At 32.6% G+C, this 24484-nt stretch carries 21 protein-coding genes; 14 read left to right on the forward strand and 7 right to left on the reverse strand.

Features of this window, described 5'->3' with window-relative positions; genetic code table 11:
* Positions 1-49 precede the first annotated feature (49 nt).
* The 3 genes from lpdA to msrB form a co-directional block, all read right to left on the reverse strand.
* The gene (lpdA, locus tag ACVCXO_RS04400) at positions 50-1426 is read right to left on the reverse strand and encodes a dihydrolipoyl dehydrogenase (protein ID WP_452228382.1); all 1377 of its coding nucleotides are present in this window, start codon (positions 1424-1426) and stop codon (positions 50-52) included.
* A gap of 175 nt (positions 1427-1601) precedes the next feature.
* Positions 1602-2156, reverse strand: a complete 555-nt coding sequence (locus ACVCXO_RS04405) for a DUF1572 family protein (RefSeq protein ID WP_452228383.1) — start codon at positions 2154-2156, stop codon at positions 1602-1604.
* 94 nt (positions 2157-2250) lie between these two features.
* Positions 2251-2733 (reverse strand): peptide-methionine (R)-S-oxide reductase MsrB, encoded by a 483-nt coding sequence (gene msrB / locus ACVCXO_RS04410; RefSeq protein WP_452228384.1) that lies wholly within the window; start codon positions 2731-2733, stop codon positions 2251-2253.
* A gap of 158 nt (positions 2734-2891) precedes the next feature.
* Here msrB and ACVCXO_RS04415 point away from each other — a divergent pair, with 158 nt between their 5' ends.
* The 10 genes from ACVCXO_RS04415 (at position 2892) to ACVCXO_RS04460 (ending at position 15563) form a co-directional block, all read left to right on the forward strand.
* On the forward strand, positions 2892-4298 hold the full coding sequence (locus tag ACVCXO_RS04415; RefSeq protein WP_452228385.1) for a glycogen synthase: 1407 nt from the start codon (positions 2892-2894) through the stop codon (positions 4296-4298).
* 6 nt (positions 4299-4304) lie between these two features.
* Complete coding sequence (locus tag ACVCXO_RS04420) at positions 4305-5570, forward strand: glucose-1-phosphate adenylyltransferase (RefSeq protein WP_452228386.1); 1266 nt, start codon at positions 4305-4307, stop codon at positions 5568-5570.
* Between the two features lie 30 nt (positions 5571-5600).
* Positions 5601-7508 carry a 1,4-alpha-glucan branching protein GlgB gene (gene glgB / locus ACVCXO_RS04425; protein WP_452228387.1) on the forward strand — a complete coding sequence of 636 codons (1908 nt, stop codon included), beginning with the start codon at positions 5601-5603 and terminating at the stop codon, positions 7506-7508.
* A gap of 153 nt (positions 7509-7661) precedes the next feature.
* Positions 7662-10064, forward strand: a complete 2403-nt coding sequence (locus ACVCXO_RS04430; RefSeq protein ID WP_452228388.1) for a glycoside hydrolase family 31 protein — start codon at positions 7662-7664, stop codon at positions 10062-10064.
* Between the two features lie 101 nt (positions 10065-10165).
* Complete coding sequence (locus ACVCXO_RS04435; protein ID WP_452228389.1) at positions 10166-11002, forward strand: M48 family metallopeptidase; 837 nt, start codon at positions 10166-10168, stop codon at positions 11000-11002.
* A gap of 53 nt (positions 11003-11055) precedes the next feature.
* Positions 11056-12354: an MFS transporter gene (locus tag ACVCXO_RS04440; protein WP_452228390.1), complete on the forward strand. Its 1299-nt coding sequence runs from the start codon at positions 11056-11058 to the stop codon at positions 12352-12354.
* 51 nt (positions 12355-12405) lie between these two features.
* Entirely contained in the window at positions 12406-13584 is a 1179-nt protein-coding gene (locus tag ACVCXO_RS04445; RefSeq protein ID WP_452228391.1) for a hypothetical protein, read from the forward strand.
* 180 nt (positions 13585-13764) lie between these two features.
* Positions 13765-14931 carry a hypothetical protein gene (locus tag ACVCXO_RS04450; RefSeq protein ID WP_452228392.1) on the forward strand — a complete coding sequence of 389 codons (1167 nt, stop codon included), beginning with the start codon at positions 13765-13767 and terminating at the stop codon, positions 14929-14931.
* 121 nt (positions 14932-15052) lie between these two features.
* Positions 15053-15292 carry an addiction module protein gene (locus tag ACVCXO_RS04455; RefSeq protein ID WP_452228393.1) on the forward strand — a complete coding sequence of 80 codons (240 nt, stop codon included), beginning with the start codon at positions 15053-15055 and terminating at the stop codon, positions 15290-15292.
* Positions 15282-15563 (forward strand): type II toxin-antitoxin system RelE/ParE family toxin, encoded by a 282-nt coding sequence (locus ACVCXO_RS04460; RefSeq protein ID WP_452228394.1) that lies wholly within the window; start codon positions 15282-15284, stop codon positions 15561-15563. The genes ACVCXO_RS04455 and ACVCXO_RS04460 overlap by 11 nt, the downstream gene beginning before the upstream one ends.
* 189 nt (positions 15564-15752) lie before the next feature.
* On the opposite strand, the gene ACVCXO_RS04465 is transcribed toward ACVCXO_RS04460, so the two are convergent.
* From ACVCXO_RS04465 to ACVCXO_RS04480, 4 genes are all read right to left on the reverse strand, one after another.
* On the reverse strand, positions 15753-16481 hold the full coding sequence (locus ACVCXO_RS04465; RefSeq protein WP_452228395.1) for a head GIN domain-containing protein: 729 nt from the start codon (positions 16479-16481) through the stop codon (positions 15753-15755).
* 150 nt (positions 16482-16631) lie between these two features.
* The gene (locus ACVCXO_RS04470) at positions 16632-17723 is read right to left on the reverse strand and encodes a hypothetical protein (protein WP_452228396.1); all 1092 of its coding nucleotides are present in this window, start codon (positions 17721-17723) and stop codon (positions 16632-16634) included.
* Entirely contained in the window at positions 17701-18258 is a 558-nt protein-coding gene (locus tag ACVCXO_RS04475; RefSeq protein ID WP_452228397.1) for a hypothetical protein, read from the reverse strand. The genes ACVCXO_RS04470 and ACVCXO_RS04475 overlap by 23 nt, the downstream gene beginning before the upstream one ends.
* Positions 18259-18305: 47 nt before the next feature.
* Positions 18306-18869 (reverse strand): RNA polymerase sigma factor, encoded by a 564-nt coding sequence (locus ACVCXO_RS04480; RefSeq protein WP_452228398.1) that lies wholly within the window; start codon positions 18867-18869, stop codon positions 18306-18308.
* Between the two features lie 246 nt (positions 18870-19115).
* Here ACVCXO_RS04480 and lon point away from each other — a divergent pair, with 246 nt between their 5' ends.
* From lon to cmk, 4 genes are all read left to right on the forward strand, one after another.
* Entirely contained in the window at positions 19116-21569 is a 2454-nt protein-coding gene (gene lon, locus ACVCXO_RS04485; protein ID WP_452228399.1) for an endopeptidase La, read from the forward strand.
* A 2-nt stretch (positions 21570-21571) separates the two neighbouring features.
* Positions 21572-22399, forward strand: coding sequence for a LysM peptidoglycan-binding domain-containing protein (locus tag ACVCXO_RS04490; RefSeq protein ID WP_452228400.1), 828 nt, complete (start codon positions 21572-21574; stop codon positions 22397-22399).
* A gap of 54 nt (positions 22400-22453) precedes the next feature.
* The gene (gene porQ, locus ACVCXO_RS04495) at positions 22454-23473 is read left to right on the forward strand and encodes a type IX secretion system protein PorQ (protein ID WP_452228401.1); all 1020 of its coding nucleotides are present in this window, start codon (positions 22454-22456) and stop codon (positions 23471-23473) included.
* Between the two features lie 90 nt (positions 23474-23563).
* Positions 23564-24259 (forward strand): (d)CMP kinase, encoded by a 696-nt coding sequence (gene cmk / locus ACVCXO_RS04500; protein ID WP_452228402.1) that lies wholly within the window; start codon positions 23564-23566, stop codon positions 24257-24259.
* Positions 24260-24484: the final 225 nt, after the last annotated feature.

The raw sequence follows: 24484 nt of genomic DNA on the forward strand, positions 1-24484 counted from the left end.
AATCGCATTTTTTTTATATTTCTAACAGCTAACAGCTAACAGCTAACAGCTATAAATGAATCACTTCACCATAAGCAGCAGCTACAGCTTCCATAACCGCTTCACTCATTGTTGGGTGTGGATGAATCGCTTTTAATACTTCATGACCAGTTGTTTCTAGTTTTCTTCCTAAAACAGCTTCAGCAATCATATCGGTTACTCCAGCTCCAATCATATGGCATCCTAACCATTCGCCATATTTAGCATCAAAAATAACTTTTACAAAACCTTCTTTTGCTCCAGAAGCACTTGCTTTTCCAGAAGCAGAGAATGGGAATTTACCAACTTTAATGTCGATACCTTGATCTTTAGCTTGCTTTTCGGTTAAACCAACAGAAGCAATTTCTGGAGTACAATACGTACAACCAGGAACGTTTCCGTAGTCTAAAGCTTCTACATGCTGACCAGCAATTTTCTCTACACATAAAATAGCTTCCGCAGAAGCAACGTGTGCTAAAGCTTGACCAGGAGTAATGTCTCCAATAGCATAATAACCCGGAATATTAGTTTGGTAGAAATCGTTAACTAAAACTTTATCTCTATCTACAGCAATACCAACATCTTCTAGTCCAATATTTTCTATGTTTGATTTAATTCCAACAGCAGAAAGAATAATATCTGCTTCCAAAATTTCTTCTCCTTTAGCAGTTTTTACCGTTGCTTTTACACCTTTTCCAGAAGTATCAACACTAGTTACCTCTGCAGATGTCATTATTTTTATACCACTTTTCTTAAAGCTTTTTTCTAATTGTTTAGATACATCTATATCTTCAACAGGAACTACATTTGGTAAGTATTCTACAATAGTTACATCGGTTCCCATAGAGTTATAGAAGTACGCAAACTCTACACCAATGGCTCCAGAACCAACTACTATCATCGATTTAGGTTGCTCAGGTAAAACCATTGCTTCTCTGTATCCAATTACTTTTTTACCATCTTGCGGCAAACTAGGCAATTCACGAGAACGTGCTCCAGTAGCAATTATAATATGATCTGCTGCATATTCTTTTCCGTCAACATCTACTTTTTTTCCAGTTTTTAGTTTCCCAAAACCTTCAATAACATCGATTTTATTTTTTTTCATTAAAAACTTAACGCCGTTACTCATGCCATCAGCAACACCACGACTACGTTTTACAACCGCATTAAAATCTTTGTCATACTCTTTTACAGAAAGACCATAATCATCCGCATGTTTTAAATATTCAAACACTTGGGCCGATTTTAATAAGGCTTTAGTAGGAATACATCCCCAATTCAGGCAGATTCCACCAAGGCTTTCTTTCTCAATAATAGCTGTTTTTAAACCTAATTGAGAAGCTCTAATAGCTGCTACGTAGCCTCCAGGACCACTTCCAAGTACAATTATATCGTATTTACTCATTGTGTGTTTTTTAGTCGATTTTTCAAGTTACGAATTTACAAAACAAAGCCGAAATAATAAATTGATGTTTCATTTTTATTTGGGCGTGCCCTAAAGGTCGGGCTATACACTATATCTTTTGCTAAAAAAAGCAAAAGGATACCGTTTCTATCCCTCACGCGAGATGCAGAATCGTTTATAAATCGTCGGTAAAATGTATTTTTTCTTTTTCTTTTGCAAATTTTTCTTGATTGTATGTAGCAGAATTTCCTATAGAAATAGATAAAGATTGCCAAGCAGCTCCTTTTATAAACTTCCCTATAAAAACCATTTGTCCTATGTGATAGGAGTAGTGTGCCAGTTGCCTGTTAATAGCTTCTGTTACTGTATGTCCTTGATTTCGTATGTAAATAACACGTTCTTGGTCTTCTTCCTTTAGAGCTGTAATCGCCTTAAATAGACAAGACCATCCGGTTTCCCAAGAGGCCAATAGTGCTTCTTTAGTAGTATACGTCTCTATAAATTCTTCATCGCGTTTTCTCCATTCTTTTTCGCCATCTTCGGTTAAAAAGTTGGTCCAACGAGATACCATATTACCAATAACATGTTTCGCTATAATTGAAACGCTATTAGATGCGGCATTAGGTTGCCACTGCAATTCTTGAAAAGAAAGCTGGTTTAGGATTTTATCGCCAAGAGATTTGTAGTAGACAAACTGTTTTATAGTGCTAGATAAATAAGTGCTTTCCATACATTCAGAATTTGTTTACTAAAAGTAGTACTTCTAAATGTATTTCATACCACATTAGTATCGTTAGAATTTATGTAGCTATACGTTATTTTAATTATTTAGCAGGTACAAACTTTAGTGCATCGCCATTTATACAATGACGCTTTCCGGTAGTTTTTCTCGGACCATCATTAAATACATGGCCTAGATGTCCGCCACAATTTGCACAATGCTCTTCGTCTCTCGAAAAGCCTAGCTTGTTATCTGATCCAAAGGCAATATTACCTTTAATTTCTCTATCAAAACTTGGCCATCCAGTTCCAGAATCGAATTTGTGTTCACTTTTAAATAGCGCAATATTACATGCCGCACAATGGTAGGTTCCTTTGGTTTCGTTTTTATTTAACGGACTAGAAAAAGGGCGTTCCGTTCCTGCTTCTCGTAATACATAATATTGCTCTTCGCTAAGTTCTTTTTTCCATTCGGTATCCGTTTTCGTTACCGGATATGCTGCTTTTTTTTCATTCTTATTTTTTTGTGCGGAAGAATTACAACTAAATAAAATACTTATAATACTGACTAATAAAAACTTTTTCATAAAATAAAGGTGTTGATTTTGTTTCTTAATTATGTCGAAATAATGATCACATCATTACGAAATCGGTATAGTAATATATTTACATTAACTATTTAACTATTAAAGTTCTCTTTTCATATAAATTTACTAATTTAGAAGGGTAATATTAAATACATTGGATGAATATAACACATATTAGTGCCGAATGTTACCCAATAGCTAAAGTGGGCGGATTAGCAGATGTGGTTGGTGCACTACCTAAATATCAAAATGCACTTGGCTTAAAAAGCAGTGTTATTATGCCTTTTTATGACAATAAATTTACTGCAGATAACACCTTTGTTTCTATCTATACATCGCAAGTTTTATTGGATGAAGTGGCACACGATTTTGAGGTACTAATACTCAAGGAAAATAGTTTAGATTTTGATGTGTTTTTTATAGATGTACCGTCTTTGCTTTTTAAAGATTATGTGTATTCTTTTGATGATACCAATCGTTTTTTAGCATTTCAAATTGCAGCTTTAGATTGGATTCTTACTTTAAAAGATAAACCGAATATTATACATTGTCACGATCACCATACCGGACTTATTCCTTTTATGTTGCAAGAAAGTTTTAAATATGAAAGTTTAAATAAAATTCCTGTAGTAACTACTATTCATAATGCGCAATACCAAGGTTGGTTTACGTATGATAAGCTGCATTTAATTCCTGAGTTTGCTTTGGGAAAAGCAGGATTGTTAGATTGGAATAGTCAGATAAATCCGCTAGCCGCAGCAATAAAATGTGCATGGCGTGTTACTACTGTTTCTCCAAGTTATATGGAAGAATTAAAACTAGAAGCCAATGGTTTACAAGATTTGTTAAAAGCCGAAAGTGATAAATGTGTTGGTATTTTAAACGGTATTGATGCGCAAGTTTGGAATCCGGAAAATGATGATTACTTAGTCCATAATTTTTCAGAAAAAAACGTAGATTTAGGAAGAGAGAAAAATAAAAAGTGGCTATGTGAAACTTTTAATCTAGATGTTACAAAACCATTATTTGCATTTATTGGTAGATTGGTTTATGAAAAAGGATCGGATTTACTTCCAGAAGTATTTGAGACTATTTTAAAAGAAAAGAATTGTTCTATCCTACTTTTAGGCTCTGGAAATAAAGAGGTGGAGCAGGAGTTGCGAGATTTAAAAGAATCACATAAAGGAAATTATGATGCTTTTATTGGTTATGATGAGAAGCTATCACATATTATATATGGAGGAGCAGATTTTTTGTTAATGCCATCTAGAGTAGAACCTTGTGGTTTAAATCAGATGTACTCCTTAAGGTATGGAACAATTCCTATAGTGAGAAGAACAGGTGGTTTAAAAGATACGGTTATAGATATAGATTCTGAAAACGGTTTTGGTATTTGCCATAAGGAAGTAACCGTTTTAGAAATCGAGCAAGCTATTAAAAGAGCAATTACGTTGTATGACGACCAAGAAAAATTTAAAAAAATTAGAAAATATATAATGGAAATTGATCATTCTTGGGATGCATCAGCTAAAGAATATATTAAATTATATAAATCAATAAACTAAAAAATTATGATTAATAATAAAGTATTATCTATTATTTTAGGAGGAGGACAAGGCTCTAGACTATATCCTTTAACACAAGCAAGATCTAAACCTGCAGTTCCAATTGCTGGAAAATATAGATTGGTAGATATTCCTATTTCTAATTGTATAAATTCTAATCTTAAAAGAATATACGTGCTAACGCAGTTTAATTCAGCGTCTTTAAATAAACACATAAAAAATACATATCATTTTAGTTTTTTTAGTCATGCTTTTGTAGATGTTTTGGCTGCAGAACAAACCATGCAAAGTGATAAATGGTTTCAAGGTACTGCAGATGCTGTAAGGCAAAGTATGCATCACTTTTTAAGTCATGATTTTGAATATGCGTTAATACTTTCTGGAGATCAATTGTATAATATGGATTTGCAAGACATGATTAATAAGCATAAAGAAAGTAATGCTGAAATTACTATTGCAACCTATCCTGTAACTGCCAAAGAAGCAACTGGTTTTGGAATTTTAAAGACAGATGATGAGAATACAATTACTTCGTTTGTTGAAAAACCAGATGCAGATTTATTACCAGATTGGACAAGTGATGTAAGTGATGATATGAAAGCAGAAGGAAGAAATTATCTTGCTTCTATGGGAATCTATATATTTAATAGAGACCTATTAGTAAAACTAATGGAAAACCCAGATACCAATGATTTTGGTAAAGAAATTATACCACAATCTATTCATGATCACAAAACAGTGAGTTATCAATATGAAGGTTACTGGACAGATATTGGAACCATAGAATCTTTCTTTGATGCGAATTTAGGTTTAACAGATGATATTCCTAAATTTAATTTATATGCCGAGGATAGAGTATATACTAGAGCAAGAATATTACCAACTTCTAAAATTTCTGGTACTTTATTAAATAAAACAGTGATAGCAGATGGTTGTATTATTCATGCCGCTAAAATTGAAAGAAGCGTCATTGGTATTCGTTCTAGAATTGGTAAAGAATCCGTTATATTAAATACCTATATGATGGGAAATGATAGATACGAATCTTTAAAAGATATTGAAAAAAATAAGATTGAAAATATTCTGGGTATTGGCGACAGATGTTATATAAACAACTGTATTATAGATAAAAATTGTAGAATTGGTGACGATGTTAAGATTGAAGGAGGTCTGCATTTAAAAGATATAGAAACAGATACATATCTTATAAAAGACGGAATTGTAGTGGTTAAAAAAGGAGCAACGATACCAAAAGGAACTATAATTAATTAGTAAAATTTAAACTTACCCAAAAAACAATATATGTCTAAAGTAATAGTACATAGCTTATTTACAGATTTTGATATTAATTTATTTAAATCTGGCAAACATTACAAACTTTACGAGAAGTTTGGATCACACATTATTACTGTAGATGGCGTAGAAGGAACTTATTTTGCGGTTTGGGCTCCTAGTGCAAAACAGGTTTCAGTAATTGGCGATTTCAATTATTGGAAAGAAGGAGAACATCAATTAAATGTCCGTTGGGACGAAAGTGGGATTTGGGAAGGTTTTATACCAAATATTGGTAAAGGAACCACGTATAAATATAAAATTGAAAGTACTAATAATGGTATAAAAACGGAAAAAGCAGATCCTTACGGGAGACGTTTTGAGCATAACCCGAAAACAGCTTCTATAGTTTGGGAAGATGCATACAGCTGGAAAGATTCCAAATGGATGAAATCTCGAAAAAAGAAGAATGCATTAAACGCACCTTTTTCTGTTTATGAAGTCCATTTAGGCTCATGGAAAAAACAAATAGAAGAGAATCGTTTTCTTTCTTATGTAGAATTAGCAGACCAATTGGTAGACTATGTAAAGGAAATGAACTTTACACATGTAGAGTTAATGCCAATTATGGAGTTTCCTTATGACCCAAGTTGGGGATATCAAGTTACGGGATATTTTGCGCCAACCTCACGGTTTGGTTATCCCGAAGAATTTAAACTTCTAGTAGATAAATTACACCAAAATGATATTGGAATTTTATTAGATTGGGTGCCTTCACATTTTCCAGAAGATGCACACGGACTAGGTTTCTTCGATGGTTCTTGTTTGTATGAACATCCAGATAAAAGAAAAGGATACCATCAAGACTGGAAAAGTTTAATCTTTAATTATGGTCGTAATGAAGTGAAATCCTTTTTAATAAGTAATGCCTTATTTTGGTTGGACCAATATCATGCCGACGGGTTGCGTGTAGACGCAGTGGCATCGATGCTATTTTTAGATTATTCTAGAGAAGAAGGCGAGTGGGAACCAAATGAACATGGCGGAAGAGAAAATCTAGATGCCATTGCGTTTATGAAAGAGTTAAACGTAGCCGTTTATGGTACGTTTCCAGATGTACAAGCCATTGCAGAAGAATCGACATCTTTTCCAGGAGTCTCTAAACCTGTTTTCTTAGGCGGTTTAGGATTTGGTATGAAATGGATGATGGGTTGGATGCACGATACCTTAGATTACTTTGCTAAAGATCCTGCGTATAGAAAACACCACCAAAACGATTTAACGTTTAGTATGACCTATGCGTTTACAGAAAATTTTATGTTGCCACTAAGTCATGACGAAGTGGTATATGGTAAAAAATCCATTTTAAATAGAATGCCTGGTGACGAATGGCAAAAATTTGCAAATTTGCGTTTGCTTTATAGCTATATGTTCACACATCCAGGAACAAAATTATTGTTTCAAGGCGCAGAATTCGGACAAAGTGAAGAATGGAATTTTCAAACCAGTTTAGATTGGCATTTACTGCAATACAAACCGCATAAAGGAGTACAAAAACTAATAAAAGACTTAAATACTTTATATAAAACCGAACCAGCTTTACATGAAAATCAGTTTACGCAAGAGGGTTTTGAATGGATCGATTATAACGATGCAGAGAATTCAGTTTTAGTGTATATAAGAAAAGGAAAGAAACCAAAAGATAATATAATTATAGCTTGTAATATGACGCCGGTTCCTAGAGAAGGATATCGTATTGGTCTTCCTAAAAAAGGAAAATTAAAAGAAGTGTTTAATAGCAATGAAAAAGAATATTTTGGTACTGGAGATTTTAAAAATAAAACCCTTACTTCGGAAGCTGAAAAATGGCAAAACAGAAAAAATTCAGTAGTGCTAAATATACCTCCTTTAACCATGTTAGCATTTAAATATCAATAAAATATATCTCTTTTTTAAGCTTCTTTTTTAAAAATTTAATAAAAATTACATACTAAAACGATGTAGTTAACAATAAGTTATAAGAACTAATAGTATAGTTTTTTTTACAACGTTTTTTTATGTTTTTTTACATACTACTTAAAAGATTGCAAGATGATTGTAAATACAGAATTAGAACAAAAAGGGAATCTATTTCCTTCCGAAATAATAAAATATAAGAAAGATGTAGATACCTTACATTTTTCAACAAAAAACGGAGTGGTACTCCAAATAACGGTTGTTAGAGATAGTGTTATCCGATTTAGATATAGCACAACAGGAAAATTTGAAAATGATTTTTCTTACGGAGTTACTATCCATGCCAGTAGAGGTTATAGTTTTTTAGATGTAACAGAAGACGAAACGCATTATATTATTACTACTTCCAAATTAATTTGTAAAGTAGAGAAGTTAGGTTTGCAAGTCGCTTTATTTGACGCTATCGATAATAAACTAATTAATCAAGACGAAATTGGTTTCCATTGGGAAGAGAGTTATGAATATGGAGGAGACATTGTGAAAATGAGTAAAGCTTGTCAGAAAGCAGAAAGTTTTTATGGTTTAGGAGACAAACCTGTAGATGTAAATCTAAAAGGAAAACGTTTCGAAAACTGGGCAACAGATTCGTATGCTTTTGGTAAAGATACCGATCCTATTTACAAGGCAATTCCTTTTTATACGGCAATACAAGACAATAAATCGTATGGTATTTTCTTTGATAATACCTTTAAAACACATTTCGATTTTGCACACGAAAGAAGAAACGTAACGAGTTTCTGGGCGCAAGGTGGAGAAATGAATTATTATTTCATTTATGGTCCGCAAATGGAAGATGTTGTTAAAAACTATACAGATTTAACAGGTAAACCACATACCTTACCTCCTTTATGGGCATTAGGTTTTCACCAGTGTAAATGGTCGTATTATCCAGAAGCGAACGTAAAAGAAGTAACCAAAACCTTTAGAGATTTAAAAATTCCTTGTGATGCTATCTATTTAGATATCGATTATATGGATGGTTTTCGTTGTTTTACTTGGGATAAAAAACTCTTTCCAGATCCAAAAAGAATGGTGAAGGAACTAGAAGAGGATGGTTTTAAAACTGTAGTAATTATAGATCCAGGAATTAAAATAGATTTAGATTATGCTGTTTTTAAAGAAGGATTAGATAAAGATTATTTCTGTAAACGTGCAGACGGACCATATATGAAAGGTAAAGTTTGGCCTGGAGAATGTTATTTTCCAGATTACACAAAACCAGAAGTGAGAGAATGGTGGTCTAGTTTATTTCAAGAATTAATTGAAGATATTGGTGTAAAAGGCGTGTGGAATGATATGAATGAGCCAGCTGTAATGGACGTTCCTAATAAATCCTTTCCAGATGATGTTCGTCATGATTATGATGGCAATCCTTGTTCGCATAGAAAAGCACATAATATTTATGGAACACAAATGGCGCGAGCAACCTATCATGGTTTAAAAAAATACGCGTATCCAAAAAGACCTTTTGTAATTACAAGATCTGCATATTCTGGAGCACAAAGATATACTTCCACTTGGATGGGAGATAACGTTGCAACTTGGGAACATTTAGCAATTGCTAATAATCAAGCACAGCGTATGGCAATGTCTGGTTTTTCTTTTGCAGGAAGTGATATTGGAGGTTTTGCAGAACAACCACAAGGAGAATTATTTGCAAGATGGATTCAATTAGGTGTTTTTCATGCCTTTTGTAGAGTGCATTCTTCCGGAGATCATGGCGATCAGGAGCCTTGGGTTTTTGGTGAAGAAATTACAGATATTGTAAGAAAGTTTGTTGAAATTAGATATCAGTTATTACCATATTTATATACCGCTTTTTGGAAATATATCAATGACGGAACACCAATCTTAAAATCTTTGGTGTTGTACGATCAAGAAGATACAGCTACACACTATAGAAGTGATGAGTTTGTGTACGGAGAACAAATTTTAGTTTGCCCAATTTTAGAACCAAATGGCAAAGGAAGAAGAATGTATGTCCCTAAAGGGAAGTGGTATAATTTCTGGACAGACGAAGTCATTGAAGGAGGAAGAGAAGTATGGGTAGATGCAGAGTTAGATAGCATGCCAATGTTTATTAAAGAAGGTGCTGTAATTCCTAAATACCCAATACAACAATATGTGGATGAAAAGAGTTTTGATGAAATTACTTTAGATGTTTACTATAAAGAGGGTAAAGAGTCTTCCAAATTATATGATGATGCACATGATGGGTACGATTACAAAAAAGGAAGATTTAGCTTACGTACTTTTAAAGTAACCGGTAAAAAGGAAGAATTAATTCTTCAGCAACATAAACGTGGAGACTTTAATGCGGATTATAGTAAATTTAATCTAGTATTACATAATTTACCTTTTCAAATTACATCGGTGCAAATAGACAATGTAGAAATTAATTTAGAAAGTGTGAATCTAGAATCGCAATCTATTTCTGTGGATAAAGAGTTTACGGAAATACACATTATCGGTAAATAGTGACACTTAATAGAATATATAGTGGTCAATTGCCCTCCAGAAAATTAGTTATTGGTTAACTTTCATTAACTTTATCGAGATTAATTAAAATATGTACCTAAATGAAATTTAAAAACGTAATAATTGCTTGTAGTACCATTGCACTTTTTCTGTCTTGTGCAACAAATCCTTTTACAGGAAAATCTACAATGGCATTAGTGCCAAACTCTCAATTATTTCCAACGGCCTTTGCCCAATATAATCAAGTATTAGCGGAAAGCAAAGTAGAAACAGGAACAGCTAGAGCAGATATGATTACTAGAGTTGGTCAGCGTATTGCTGTTGCAGCAGAGCGTTGGTTAAATGCAAATGGACATCAAGGGTACTTAGCAGATTACAAATGGGAATATAATTTAATAGATGATGCCACTGTAAATGCTTGGTGTATGCCTGGAGGAAAAATTGTTTTCTATACCGGAATCTTACCAATAGCACAAAGTGAAACAGGAGTTGCTGCAATTATGGGGCATGAGGTAGCACATGCATTAGCAAATCACGGACAACAACGTATGAGTGCTGCTTACATTCAACAAGGTGTAGCAATCGCAGGAAATGTAGCGATCCAAAACGATCAAGATAGAAATACCTTTAATCAATATTATGGTATTGGTTCTCAGGTTGGTGTGATGTTACCTTTTAGTAGAAGCCATGAAACCGAAGCAGATAAAATTGGTTTATATTTAATGGGAATTGCAGGATATAATCCTACAGAAGCTTCTAATCTTTGGGTGAGAATGAAAGCGAATAGTGGAGATGGAGCGCCACCAGAAATGTTAAGTACACATCCATCTAACGATAGTAGAATTGCGAATCTAAAAGCATTAGCGCCTCAAGCTATTGCTGAATCTAAAAAGTTTGGAGTACAATCTTTTAGACCTATTACTAGTTTTTCGTACTAATTAAAAATATTTGTTTACTTTAGAAGCTGCTCCAAAAAAGAGCAGCTTTTTTTATGAATAAACTTGAAAAAGGAAGTAAAAAACTTCTAAATGCCTGGGCTTTTTACGATTGGGCAAATTCGGTATATACACTTACCATTGCATCTTCTATATTTCCTATATTCTATTCTGCATTATTTCTTACCGAAATAAAGAATGTGCACGCTTTTGGTATGGATTTTAAAAGTACTGCACTAATAACTTACGTTACTGCTTTTACTTTTCTAGTAGTGACTTTTACCTCACCAATTCTTTCTGGGATTGCAGATTATGTGGGGAATAAAAAGAATTTCATGAAGTTCTTTTGTTATGTTGGTGGTTTAGGTTGTATAGGTTTATATTGGTTTAGTTTAGAAAATATACATCTCAGTTTGTTGTTTTATTTTATGGGTTTAATAGGGTATTGGGGAAGCTTGGTTTTCTATAATTCCTATTTGCCAGATATTGCATATCCAGAACAGCAAGATAGTATTAGTGCCAAAGGCTTTAGTTTTGGTTATGTTGGTAGTGTTTTATTGTTAATTGCTAATTTAGCTATGGTGATGAGTCAAGATACCGGTGAAGCAAAAATGCAAATGATGCGTTACTCTTTTATTACGGTTGGTTTATGGTGGATTCTATTTAGCCAATACACTTTTTATATTTTACCAAATGGTGTTTCTTCTGGTCATAAAGTAACCAAAGATGTGGTCTTTAATGGCTTAAAAGAATTACGAATTGTTTGGGGTGAGCTAAAAGAAAACCTACGATTAAAACGATATTTAGTAGCCTTTTTTGTCTTTAGTATGGCAGTACAAACTATTATGTTAGTTGCTGTTTATTTTGGGGAAGAAGAAATTGCTTGGGGAACAGATAGCGATAAAACCACTGGGTTAATCGTTAGTATTTTAGTGATTCAATTAGTCGCAATACTTGGTGCGTATTTAACCTCTAAAGCTTCTTCTAAATTCGGAAACATAAAAACACTTATAGTAGTAAATATCATATGGATGGGTTTATGCTTTTATGCCTATTTAATGGAAACCCCTTTTCAGTTTTATTTGGCTGCAGGTTTTGTAGGTTTAGTTATGGGAGGAATTCAAGCATTAGCACGTTCTACCTATTCTAAGTTTTTACCAGAAACAGAAGATACCACATCCTATTTTAGCTTTTTTGATGTAGCTGAAAAAATAGGAATTGTAATTGGTATGGTCATATTTGCAACCATAGATCAAATTACGGGAAGCATGCGAAACGCTATTTTGTTTTTATTTGTTTTCTTTTTAATAGGAATAGTGCTCTTACTTAGAGTGCCTAGAGAGGAAGCAAATTAAAACATTTTACTATGTTTGTTTATAATTAGAAATCATTTCAATAAAAAATTTATGAAAAGCTTAAAGATTGCTAGTATTTTTATTTTATCATTATTCGTATTTACCATCACTTCTTGTGATGATGAACCATTAGAAGGCGAATTTATAACCGACGGTGGTGGTGGTGCTGTAACCTGTGTAGAGGCAACTCAAAACCTTGCTACTGCTTCGGCTACTTATGGAACTACGGCTGCAGACGACGTTAATTATGCTGTAGTTTGTAATGCCTATGCAGTTGCATTGCAAAATATGATTGATGCTTGTGGGGATGATTCGGGAGCAATACAGACTTTATTGGAAGCTTTAGATTGTCCTGCAATTTCAAATGATTGTACAACAGCACAAAATGCAACAAGTATTGCAGAAACAGCATATAACGCAGATAACACCAACGCAACTTTGTGTAATGCATACGAAGCCGCTTTACAAAATGAAATTGCGCAATGTGGGGATGCAGACGGAAGTTTACAAACGATTATAGATGGGTTGGATTGTGATACTACGAATCCAACAGATACTTTATTTTTAAAAGAAATGATTTGGACAGAAACAGATGGTACTACTATATATACAGATACTTTTACTTATGAGGGAAATAATTTAATTTCAATTTTAGATTCTGATGGTTATGAAAATACATATGTTTATGAGAATAACTTGCTAACTAGAATAAATTTTTACGAATCTGGAACATTAAGAGATTATGTTTTAATTGAATACAATGGAAGTAATCAATTAATATCTTATACAATATATATTATTTTAGATAACGAAGGTTGGAGGTATGATTTGACATATAATACAGATGGAACCATTACACAAAAGAGATATATTGGTGACCTTACTTCTCAAACTAATTTTCAATCAGAAACATTAGTTACAATGGGAAATGATCAAATTTTATTAGAAAATAAAGCTAATGGCACAGAGACTGTTTATACTTATGATACGAAAAATGGTATTTATAAAAATATTTCAAATTTAAAAACACTAAACTTAATCAATATTGATTTTTCTGGATACATAGATGGTGGATTGAATAACCTTGTTTCATTAGCTGGAGATTACAATGGATCTGCAGTAGTTTTTGAAGAATATGAGTACACTTATAACTCCAGTAACTATCCGGCAACTTCTAATGATTATGTTGAAGGAGTTTTAGATTCTACGCGCGAATATATTTACGAATAAATTCAATTATCAAAATAAATTAAAAGCCATTCTATTCGAGAGGTTTTTTATGCATTTCGTTTTATTATGTTAATAATACAATAAGAACCAATACTTTTAGTTTCTTTTTAAGAAGTGAGTTGTAACTTAAATCATTTCCTTAATTTAGTTTCCTAAAAAACTAATTTCAATAAAAAATTTATGAAAAGCTTAAAGATTGCTAGTATTTTTATTTTATCATTATTTGTATTTACCATCACTTCTTGTGATGATGAACCATTAGAAGGCGAATTTATAACCGATGGCGGAGGAAGTGGTGTAACCTGTGTACAGGCTACTCAAAACCTTGCTACGGCTTCTGCTACTTATGGAACCACACCTACAGACGACGTGAATTATGCTGTAGTTTGTAATGCGTATGCAGTTGCCCTACAAAATATGATTGATGCTTGTGGTGATGATTCCGGAGCAATACAGACTTTATTGGAAGCTTTAGGTTGCCCAGCAATTTCAAATGATTGTACGGATGCACAAACAGCTACAACTAATGCAGAAACAGCTTATAACGCAGATAACACGAACACAACTTTGTGTAATGCATACAAAGCTGCTTTACAAAATGAAATTGCACAATGTGGGGATGCAGACGGAAGTTTGCAAGATAGTATGGATGCATTGGATTGTGACACCACGGATTTAATCCTGCCAAGACAGATAACTCAAACCTATGGGGATGGCTCTACAATTGTAAGTGATTTCACATTTACCGGAAATAGATTGACCAAAGTAGAATATACTATTGATTTTGTAGGATCTTCTACAGAAATTGAGATGGAAGAATTTACGTATAGTGGCGATTTATTAGTCAGAATTGATGAAAGTTCTACGGATTCAAGTGGGAACATAGAAACTGCTTTTTCAGTTTTAGAGTATAATGCAAGTAATCAGTTAATTACGGAAACGTATAATACATCTACAAATGCACAAGTAAATACCTTTGTACATAATACAAATGGTACTGTGACATTTAATGAAGATGGAGGACAGATTTATGTTTATACCATGGAGAATGGAAATATAATCTCGGAAGATAATACAAATGGTAATCAGGATTACAGTTATACTTATGATGCTAAAAACGGAATTTCAAAAAACGTTTACGCAAAAGAAGTTTTAGCATTGTTGGGATATACTACTTTTAATAATAACCCTTTAAGTTATACGAACACTGGAGGTGCAACTTTTCCGGATAACGAGAATAACACATATACTTATAATACGGATAATTATCCTGTTACTTCTAATACGTCTGAAAATCCAGGAACTGCAGATGAAGAAACCTATACTTCTATGATTACTTATTATTAGTAATTTAAGAATTAGCAAATAAAAAAATCCGAAGCAAACGCTTCGGATTTTTTTATTTTTTTTTGCCAATAATTTAGTGTCTAGTAAATTATGTATATTTGTTTATCTAACAATAATTAGTATGGAAGCAGTTGAATTAAGAAAAAAATGGTTACAATCTATAGCTAAAGTAGATGAACGGTTTTTACGCATGGTAGATGCTTTATATGAAAGTTATATTACTAATGAAGCAGATTACACAATTTCATCTTCACATAAAAAAACCTTAGATACTCGATTAAAAAACCATAAGGATAATCCTGCTTTAGGTAAAGATTGGGAAGTTGTTAAAGAAGAGCTTACTCAAAAGTATGGCTCTTAAAGTAATTATTAAGCCAGAAGCAGAACTAGATATTCAAGATGCAATTAATTGGTATAATGAACAAAAAGATGATCTTGGTTTTGAATTGTTAACGGAAATTATTCTTGTTATAGATTTAGTAAGAGAAAACCTAAATTACTTTAAAAAAAGATATAAAGATTTCAGAATTTCATTTACTAAAAGATTTAAATATGGAATTCATTATACTGTTGAAAATAAAACAATTTACATACATGCAGTTTTGCATATGAATCAAGAACCAAAAGAGTAGAGAAATTTACTTTGAAAAATTAATAAAAAATCCGAAGCAAACGCTTCGGATTTTTTATTGTTTTTAAATCTTGTATGTCATTTCGAGCGTAGTCGAGAAATCTATTATATTAATAAAAAAGATTCCTCCATTACAGTCGGAATGACATAAGGGTTCCATTTGAAAATTTATTTTACCAACAGCCAACAGCTAGTTTCCGGTAATACTTCCAGAACCAGCAACCTTAGTATCTTCCTTTTTTGGATTTCCTTTATACTCTATATCACCAGAACCAGAAACTCTTGCTCTTAAGGTTTCCGTACTATAAACATCTGCATCCCCAGAACCTCTTACAGAAACTTCTGTATTTTCTGATTGCAGATTATTACCATTAAAATCTCCAGAACCGGTTACGCTTGCTTTTAAATTCGTAGTTTTTCCTTTTAAAGTGACATCACCAGAACCAGTTACGCTTCCGGATATATTATTGGTTTGAATATTTAAAACGATATCTCCAGAACCTGTTAAGCTTACCTCTAAATTGGTTTCGGTTATGGTGTCTGTATTCCATACATCTCCAGAACCTGTAAGAGATACTTTGTCAATATCTTTAAACGGAATCGTAATCTTTATTGTTTTGTTACGGCTTTCTCTTAGGTCAACACCATTTTCTACTTTTACAGTTAAGGTATTGTTTTTTACTTCGGTTATAATATGTTCTAAAAGGTTTTCTTCTCCTTCAATCGTTAGTTTTCCTTCTGTACCTTTTACTAAAATAAAGTCCATAGATCCTATACAAGCAATAGCGTCATAATCGCCAGTGGTTCTTGAAATAGTGGTCACATTTCCGTTTCCTTTCACTTTATTACCAAACCAAGATTGTGCTTGTATTTGTGTGGTTAGTAAAATAGTTGCTAAAATTAAGATTGAATTCTTCATAATATTTATTTTTTAATGGTTTAATTAAAGATTGTTCTATCCTGCAAGGTTTTTGAAACCTTGTAGGTGTTTTTTATAAAATTATTATTGTTTGTGATTTTCTAAACCTACAAGGTGGTTTAAAACTTGTCCGATTAGGTAATGTGTTTTTTAATTTTGTTTAAGCGTTACGCTTCCGTAATCGGAAGAGATACGAAGTGTGTTTCCAGAGTTTGCATTACCGTAATATCCTTCGTAATATTTATCTGTAGACTCTACGCGCTTTTTGGTGAATTCTAATCCTTCATAATCTCTTAAGGAAGCATATTCTAGATCGATATTAAAGTTAAAGTGATACGCAGGGTCATATCCAATAGTGATACCTACGTAATCGGATTCTATACTAACATTCTTTGCATTTGCCGTGATCTTATCAATTTTAATAGAACCATAATCGGCATTAATAGAAGCCGTTTTATAAATTTCGCCTATTCGTGTAGTCAGATAATCGCCATCTCCTTTTATATGGTTTGCTTTTTCAATATACACCGAACCATAATCACAATCATAAGTAACGTCTTCTGCTATTTCTACAACAGACTTTGTGTAATCTGCTATAATATCTATCTTTTTTGCTTTTGCGACAGTAAACCCACTATAATCTGCGTTTATTTTTCCGCTTTTTATATATTCAAAATAACAATTATTAGAGTAGTCAAAGGTTATGATATTGTTATCGGCTAAAAGCTCTTTGGTTGTGATCTTTCCGTAATCGCAATTTAAAGTTGCTTGTCCTTTTAGTTTGTCTAGATTAATATTACCATAATCATTATCTAAGTTTACATGATTGGTAATCGGCATCTTGATAACATAGTTAATTTTCATGTTTACGTTATTTCCATTATTCCATTTAAACCAAGAGTTCGATTTACTTTTATTAAAAATGGTTCTTGCAGAAATTAGGCTAGAAGAAGCTTCAAAATCTACAGTGATTTCATCTAGTTTGTCTTGTACTTTCTCTGCATCATTGCCATTTGTAGTAATAGTGATTTCAAATGCTATTCGGTTTTCTTCCCAAGTAATAACATCTATATTACCATAGCTATTATCTACTTTTAAAGTAGCATCTGCGTTTACAGAAAACTCTTTTTTAATTACTTTTTCTTTGGTATGTTTTCCTTTAACAGGATCATTTCCTGCTATAAGTAACATAGGTATTAGCAAGAATGCTAATGTGATTTTATATAGTTGTGCTGTTTTCATTCGTGCTGTTTTTTAACTGTTTAATGTTTTCTATTTGTGTTAAGGTGTCTTGTAGAATATCAATCCTGTTTTGAAAATTGCTAATCATAGCATAGATAACACGTTTATCTTCGCCACTTTCAGACAAGTCTGTTTTTAAATCTTTATATTCTTTTTCTAAGCGCTGCATTTGCATCATAGCATCTGCAATTAATAATTTTGTTTCTGGATTGGACGCTTGTTCAATTTTTGCTAATTCACTTGCAATTACATTGGTAAAGAAATTTTGTGTTTCTGCCATTTCTGGAGAAATACTAGCCAAATCAAGAACCTTATCTTCTTGCTGAGTAGTAACAAAAACAGTCACTAAAATTGCTAATGAAGCCGCAATACCTAGAAAAGGTTTCCAAAAACTATTTTTTGGCTTAGATGTATTTGCAAGCGTTTGCTTGTTTAGCTTCTTTAAAAATCTTTTTTCATGATCTAGCGTAGGAACTTCTACATCAAAATCATCTTTCAGAGTATCAAAAAGGCTATCTAAATTATCTTTATTCATCTTTAGTTTCCGCGAAAGCGGTAATCTTTTAATTATTTATACTTTATTTAAAGTGCTACTAGTTCTAGTTTTTTTCTTAAACTTTCTTTAGCTCTAGATATTGTTGTTCTACAATTAGCATAAGTTATAGTCATAATGCCACTTATTTCTTCGTAATCATATCCTTCAATAAGATGTAATGTTAGCGCAATTCGGTAATTGTCTTTTAGTAATTTCATCGTTTCTAAAACTTGTTGCGCTTTTAAGTTTGTAAACTCGTAATCACTAGATATACCATCGTTGTCTTCCATTTTATACAACACATCTTCTAAAGGAACATCTTGGTATTTATTATTTTTATTGAAATGATAAATACTGTTATTAATTACAATTCGTTTTAACCAAGCTCCAAAAGTCATTGTATCTTTTATAGTGTCTAGTTTTGTAAAAGCGGAAAGAAAAGAATCTTGCATAATATCTTCTGCTTCAAATCTATCTTTTACAATTCTGTATGCTACGTTAAACATTGCTTTATAGTACCTATTATAAATCTCCAATTGCGCAAATTGGTTATTAGACTTACATAGACATAGCGCTATGAGCTGCTCGATATTTTGGTTGGTTAGTGTCAAAAAATTAAATCAAATTGTTATAGTATAGATACGCATAAAGATAAACTGTTACAGTTTGTAAATAAAAAGTTTCAGGTTTTTTCTAAGCATTGGCATATTAATTGACTTTAATACTATAGATATGTAGGCGGTATGTGTTAATAACGTACTGATTGCCATTTAGATAAATAGAAAAAGACTAATAATTTTAAACTCAAATCGTAATAGCATTATTTTATTTAATGACATTATGACTTAAATATATATATGAAGAAATCTAGTTTATTAAGCCTTGACAGTTTGTCATTACAGGATTTTGATGAAAATTCAGAATTAATTCCATTAATGACACCTGAGGATGAAGAAGAAATAAATAACGAAAAATTACCAGAAACCTTACCAATTCTTTCTTTACGGAATACGGTTTTATTTCCAGGAGTTGTAATCCCTATTACTGCAGGAAGAGATAAATCTATTAAACTAATTAACGATGCTAATAATGGAAGCAAAGTCATTGGTGTAGTTGCGCAAAAGGATGAAAGTGTAGAAGATCCAAAAGCAGGAGATATTCATGAAACAGGAACCGTTGCTAGAATTCTACGTGTTTTAAAAATGCCTGATGGAAATACAACCGTTATCATTCAAGGTAAAAAACGTTTTAAAGTTGCTGAGGTAATAACCGAAGAACCTTACATGAATGCTACCATTCGTGAAGTTCCAGAAGCAAAACCTGCTAAAGAGAACAAAGAGTTTGACGCTATTATTGATTCTATTAAAGAACTTGCTTTACAGATTATAAAAGATAGTCCGAATATACCAAGTGAAGCTTCGTTTGCGATTAAAAATATTGAAAGCAATTCGTTTTTAATAAACTTTGTGTCCTCTAATATGAATCTTTCTGTTAAAGAAAAACAACTTCTATTAGAAAATAACGATTTAAAAGAACGTGCACTTGCAACCTTAAAGTATATGAATTTAGAGTTTCAGAAATTGGAACTTAAAAATGACATTCAATTAAAGGTTCAAAGTGATATGAACCAACAGCAACGCGAATATTTCTTACACCAACAAATGAAAACCATTCAAGAAGAACTTGGAGGAGGCGTTTCGTCTGGCGAAGAAATTGAAGAAATGCGAATGCGTGCTAAAAAGAAAAAATGGGATGATAAAGTTGCAGAGCATTTTAATAAGGAATTAGCCAAAATGCAACGTATGAATCCGCAAGTTGCAGAATACTCGATTCAGCGTAATTATCTAGATCTATTTTTAGATTTACCATGGAATGAATTTAGTACCGATAAATTCGATTTAAAACGCGCTAAGAAAATATTAGATAGAGATCATTACGGTTTAGATGATGTAAAGCAAAGAATTTTAGAGCATTTAGCAGTTATTAAATTGCGTAATGATATGAAGTCACCAATTATTTGTCTGTATGGACCTCCAGGAGTTGGTAAAACTTCTTTAGGGAAATCTATCGCAGAAGCTTTAGGTAGAGAATACGTACGTATGTCGCTTGGTGGATTGCGGGATGAAGCAGAAATTCGCGGACATAGAAAAACATATATTGGTGCTATGCCGGGACGTATTCTTCAAAGCTTGAAGAAGGCCGGAACTGCAAATCCAGTTTTTGTTTTAGATGAAATTGATAAACTTTCTAATTCGCATCAAGGAGATCCTTCTTCTGCAATGTTAGAAGTATTAGATCCAGAACAAAACAGCGAGTTTCATGATAACTTTTTAGAAATGGGCTTCGACCTTTCTAAAGTGATGTTTATTGCAACATCTAATAGTTTATCTACCATTCAACCAGCTTTACGTGATAGAATGGAAATTATAAATGTAACCGGTTATACTATTGAAGAAAAAGTAGAAATAGCAAAACGTCATTTATTACCAAAGCAATTAAAAGAACATGGTTTAACAGATGCGCATCTTAAAATAGGAAAACCGCAATTAGAAAAAATAGTAGAAGGATATACTAGAGAATCTGGTGTTCGTGGTCTAGAAAAACAAATTGCAAAAATGGTGCGTTATGCTGCCAAAAGTATTGCAATGGAAGAGGAGTATGATATAAAAGTGTCTAATGAAGATATTATAAAAGTACTTGGTGGACCAAAATTAGAAAGAGATAAATACGAAAATAATAATGTAGCAGGAGTAGTTACAGGATTAGCTTGGACAAGCGTTGGAGGTGATATTCTTTTTATAGAATCTATTCTTTCTAAAGGAAAAGGGACAATGACTATTACCGGAAACCTTGGTAAAGTTATGAAAGAATCTGCAACTATTGCTATGGAGTACATTAAAGCAAATGCGGAAGAATTAGGTGTAGATCCAGATGTTTTTGGTAAATATAATGTGCATATTCACGTACCGGAAGGTGCAACACCAAAAGACGGACCAAGTGCAGGTGTTACCATGTTAACTTCTTTAGTGTCTTTATTTACACAACGTAAAATAAAAAAGAGCTTAGCAATGACCGGAGAGATTACGTTAAGAGGAAAAGTACTACCTGTTGGCGGAATTAAAGAAAAAATTCTAGCGGCAAAGCGTGCAAGAATAAAAGAAATCTTACTTTGCGAAGACAATAGACGTGATATTGAAGAGATTAAGCCAGATTATTTAAAAGGATTAACTTTTCATTATGTTTCAGAAATGAAAGATGTTATCGCTATTGCAATAACAAATCAAAAAGTTAAGAATTATAAAAAGCTATAATTATGAGGTCTCTAATTTTTATTTTAACATGCTTCGTTTCGCTTGTTTCGTTTTCGCAAGAAACAGAAACTAAAGAGGAATTTCTTCCTATAAATCTAGAAGGAAAAGAAGCATTTCTTTCAACTCAAACGGGAGAATATGTTTTTTTAGAGCATGCTAAAACGGATGCTACAAAATTAGAGACTACAAATAATGGCGTAATTTATACCGATATTAAAAGACATACGGTAGCAAAAAAGGAAACAATTTCTAAAATTGCAAAGCAATATGATTTGAGTAAAGACGAAGTAATGCGTCAAAATAAGTTGTCTAATAGTAAATTAAGTATCGGACAAGAACTTAAAATCATAAAAAAAGTAGTGGTAAAGTCCAGTAGCCCTGTTATTAGTCAAGAAGAAGGTACTATTATCGCAAGATTAAGTCCAGGGCAAACACCAACAGGTTTAGATACAGCAAGAACAAATAGCGCTCCTTTTGAATCACCTAGCCCAGTTGCTGTTGTAAATGAAGAAATAGAAACACAAGATATAACAGAAACTGAAACTGAAACTGAGACGCAAAATATAGAAGCAGTGGAAGAAGTTGCAGAAGAAGCTTTAGAAGAAGTAAAGGAAACTGTAGCAGAAGTGGAAGAAAGAATTGAAGAATACATTGAAGAAGAAGTTAAAGAGTCTGCAACTACAAACGTAGATTCTGTATACATCGTTAAAAAAGGAGATAACTTATATAGCATAGCTAAAAGACATGATATTAAGTTAGATGCACTTAAAAAAATGAACGGTTTAGAATCCAATAATCTAAGTATTGGACAAAAGTTAAAGTTGAAATAAAAATATTTTTCCAATATCTGCGTTTTAAGATAGATTTAGTTACTTTGCAGCTTTATGATTAAGAAATATTTTACTTGCATTTGTCTTTTATACTTTGTTACTTCTAATGCACAATTAGGAGGAGAAAGTACGTATCAATTTTTAAACTTAGTCTCTTCACCTCGTCAAGCTGGACTTGGAGGTAAAGTACTTACCAATGTAGATTATGATGTTACACAAGCTATATTTAATCCAGCAACTATTAATTTAGAGATGGATAATCAATTTGCTGTTAATTATTCCAGTTATTTAGGTGGCGTAAATTATGGTACTGCAGCGTATGCATATACAGTAGATAGAAGAAATCTTACCTATCATGTAGGAGTTACTTATATTAATTATGGAAGTTTTGATGGTTATGATGAACAGGGTAATGCTACTGCATCCTTTTCAGGGAATGAAGCAGCGATCTCTTTTGGTCATTCTAGACAAATAGGATATTCCGATTTTTATTTAGGTGGAAACGTAAAGCTAATCACTTCCAAATTAGAAGAATACAGTTCTATTGGTATTGCTTTTGATGCTGGTTTAATTTATATAAACGAAGACATCGAGTTTCAAGCAACTTTAGTACTTAGAAATGCAGGAACACAAATTACTACCTATGCCGGACAAAACGAATCTTTACCATTTGAAGTAGATTTTGGTATGTCGCAAACTTTAGAGTTTGTACCAATACGTTGGCATTTAACTTTTGAAAATTTACAAAAATGGCCAATTGGAGCTTCTAATCCCGCAAGAGCAACTACCGATTTAGAAGGAAACCAAACCCAAGAGGAAGTTGGTTTTTTTAATCAGGCATTAAGACATACTATAATAGGAGCAGAGCTGTTTCCAGAAGGCGGTTTTCAAATTAGATTTGGTTATAACTTTAGAAGAGCAGAAGAACTTCGTATTGTCGAACAACGTAATTTCTCTGGTTTGTCTGCAGGGATTTCTATCAAACTAAATAAGTTTCGTTTTAGTTATACACACGCAAAATATACAAGTGCAGCAAATGCAAACTTTTTTGGAGTACAGTTGGATCTGAATTAATACTTGCTGGAGTTTCTAAAATCATATAGGTTTTTCATCTAGTTTTTACTTACTAAATCACCTAACAAACCACAACCCAAACAACACAAAGTGAAAAAAATTACCATAGCCATAGATGGATTCTCATCCACCGGAAAAAGTACCGTAGCAAAACAAATTGCAAAACATTTGGGTTATATATATGTAGACTCCGGTGCCATGTATAGAGCGGTTACTTTATATGCCATGCAAAATGGTTTTATTGATGCCAATCATTTTGATATAGAAGGTTTAGTTTCAAAACTACCTGAAATTACGATTCATTTTACATTTAATCCAGAACTAGGCTTTGCAGAAGTATATTTAAATGGCGTAAATATTGAAAAACAAATTAGAACATTAGAAGTATCTAGTTTTGTAAGTCAGATTGCAACCATTCCAGAAGTGCGTTCCCAACTAGTAAAGCAGCAACAACAAATGGGAAAAGATAAAGGTGTTGTAATGGACGGAAGAGATATTGGTACCGTTGTTTTTCCGTATGCGGAATTAAAAATATTTATGACAGCTTCCGCCGAAACTAGAGCACAACGTAGATACGATGAACTTATTGGTAGAGGAGATGTCGTATCTTTTAAAGACGTATTACATAATGTACAAGAACGAGATTATATCGATTCGCATAGAGAAGATTCTCCTTTAGTAAAAGCAGAAGACGCCGTTGAGGTGGATAATTCTAATCTTTCCTTAGAAGAACAGTTTCAAAAAATATTAGATTTAGTTACTGGGACTCTTGAGGGTAGGGAGTAGTGGGCAAGTGTTTAGTAGGCAGTAATCAGTAGGCAGTGTTCAGTATTTAGTCATCCGTTACTTTAATATTCTATAACTATATAAGAACTAATAGGTAGTAGTTAATTTTCGGGGATTCCTTTTTAATCTTCGCAAAATTATTATTGAATACGGTAAATATTAAATTTTGAACTTCAACTTCAGATTCAGATTCAACTTCAGATTCAATTTCAGATTCCTCTTCAA

The sequence above is a fragment of the Lacinutrix sp. MEBiC02404 genome, assembly GCF_053601575.1.

Excerpts from the sequence above, each read along its gene's own strand:
- msrB (WP_452228384.1), bottom strand. The coding sequence starts at position 2,733 with ATGAAAAAGTTTTTATTAGTCAGTATTATAAGTATTTTATTTAGTTGT.
- ACVCXO_RS04465 (WP_452228395.1), bottom strand. The coding sequence starts at position 16,481 with ATGAAGAATTCAATCTTAATTTTAGCAACTATTTTACTAACCACACAA.
- ACVCXO_RS04435 (WP_452228389.1), top strand. The coding sequence starts at position 10,166 with ATGAAATTTAAAAACGTAATAATTGCTTGTAGTACCATTGCACTTTTT.
- ACVCXO_RS04460 (WP_452228394.1), top strand. The coding sequence starts at position 15,282 with ATGGCTCTTAAAGTAATTATTAAGCCAGAAGCAGAACTAGATATTCAA.
- ACVCXO_RS04445 (WP_452228391.1), top strand. The coding sequence starts at position 12,406 with ATGAAAAGCTTAAAGATTGCTAGTATTTTTATTTTATCATTATTCGTA.
- ACVCXO_RS04450 (WP_452228392.1), top strand. The coding sequence starts at position 13,765 with ATGAAAAGCTTAAAGATTGCTAGTATTTTTATTTTATCATTATTTGTA.
- lon (WP_452228399.1), top strand. The coding sequence starts at position 19,116 with ATGAAGAAATCTAGTTTATTAAGCCTTGACAGTTTGTCATTACAGGAT.
- lpdA (WP_452228382.1), bottom strand. The coding sequence starts at position 1,426 with ATGAGTAAATACGATATAATTGTACTTGGAAGTGGTCCTGGAGGCTAC.
- porQ (WP_452228401.1), top strand. The coding sequence starts at position 22,454 with ATGATTAAGAAATATTTTACTTGCATTTGTCTTTTATACTTTGTTACT.
- ACVCXO_RS04490 (WP_452228400.1), top strand. The coding sequence starts at position 21,572 with ATGAGGTCTCTAATTTTTATTTTAACATGCTTCGTTTCGCTTGTTTCG.
- ACVCXO_RS04455 (WP_452228393.1), top strand. The coding sequence starts at position 15,053 with ATGGAAGCAGTTGAATTAAGAAAAAAATGGTTACAATCTATAGCTAAA.
- glgB (WP_452228387.1), top strand. The coding sequence starts at position 5,601 with ATGTCTAAAGTAATAGTACATAGCTTATTTACAGATTTTGATATTAAT.
- ACVCXO_RS04405 (WP_452228383.1), bottom strand. The coding sequence starts at position 2,156 with ATGGAAAGCACTTATTTATCTAGCACTATAAAACAGTTTGTCTACTAC.
- ACVCXO_RS04420 (WP_452228386.1), top strand. The coding sequence starts at position 4,305 with ATGATTAATAATAAAGTATTATCTATTATTTTAGGAGGAGGACAAGGC.
- ACVCXO_RS04475 (WP_452228397.1), bottom strand. The coding sequence starts at position 18,258 with ATGAATAAAGATAATTTAGATAGCCTTTTTGATACTCTGAAAGATGAT.
- ACVCXO_RS04415 (WP_452228385.1), top strand. The coding sequence starts at position 2,892 with ATGAATATAACACATATTAGTGCCGAATGTTACCCAATAGCTAAAGTG.
- ACVCXO_RS04440 (WP_452228390.1), top strand. The coding sequence starts at position 11,056 with ATGAATAAACTTGAAAAAGGAAGTAAAAAACTTCTAAATGCCTGGGCT.
- ACVCXO_RS04470 (WP_452228396.1), bottom strand. The coding sequence starts at position 17,723 with ATGAAAACAGCACAACTATATAAAATCACATTAGCATTCTTGCTAATA.
- ACVCXO_RS04430 (WP_452228388.1), top strand. The coding sequence starts at position 7,662 with ATGATTGTAAATACAGAATTAGAACAAAAAGGGAATCTATTTCCTTCC.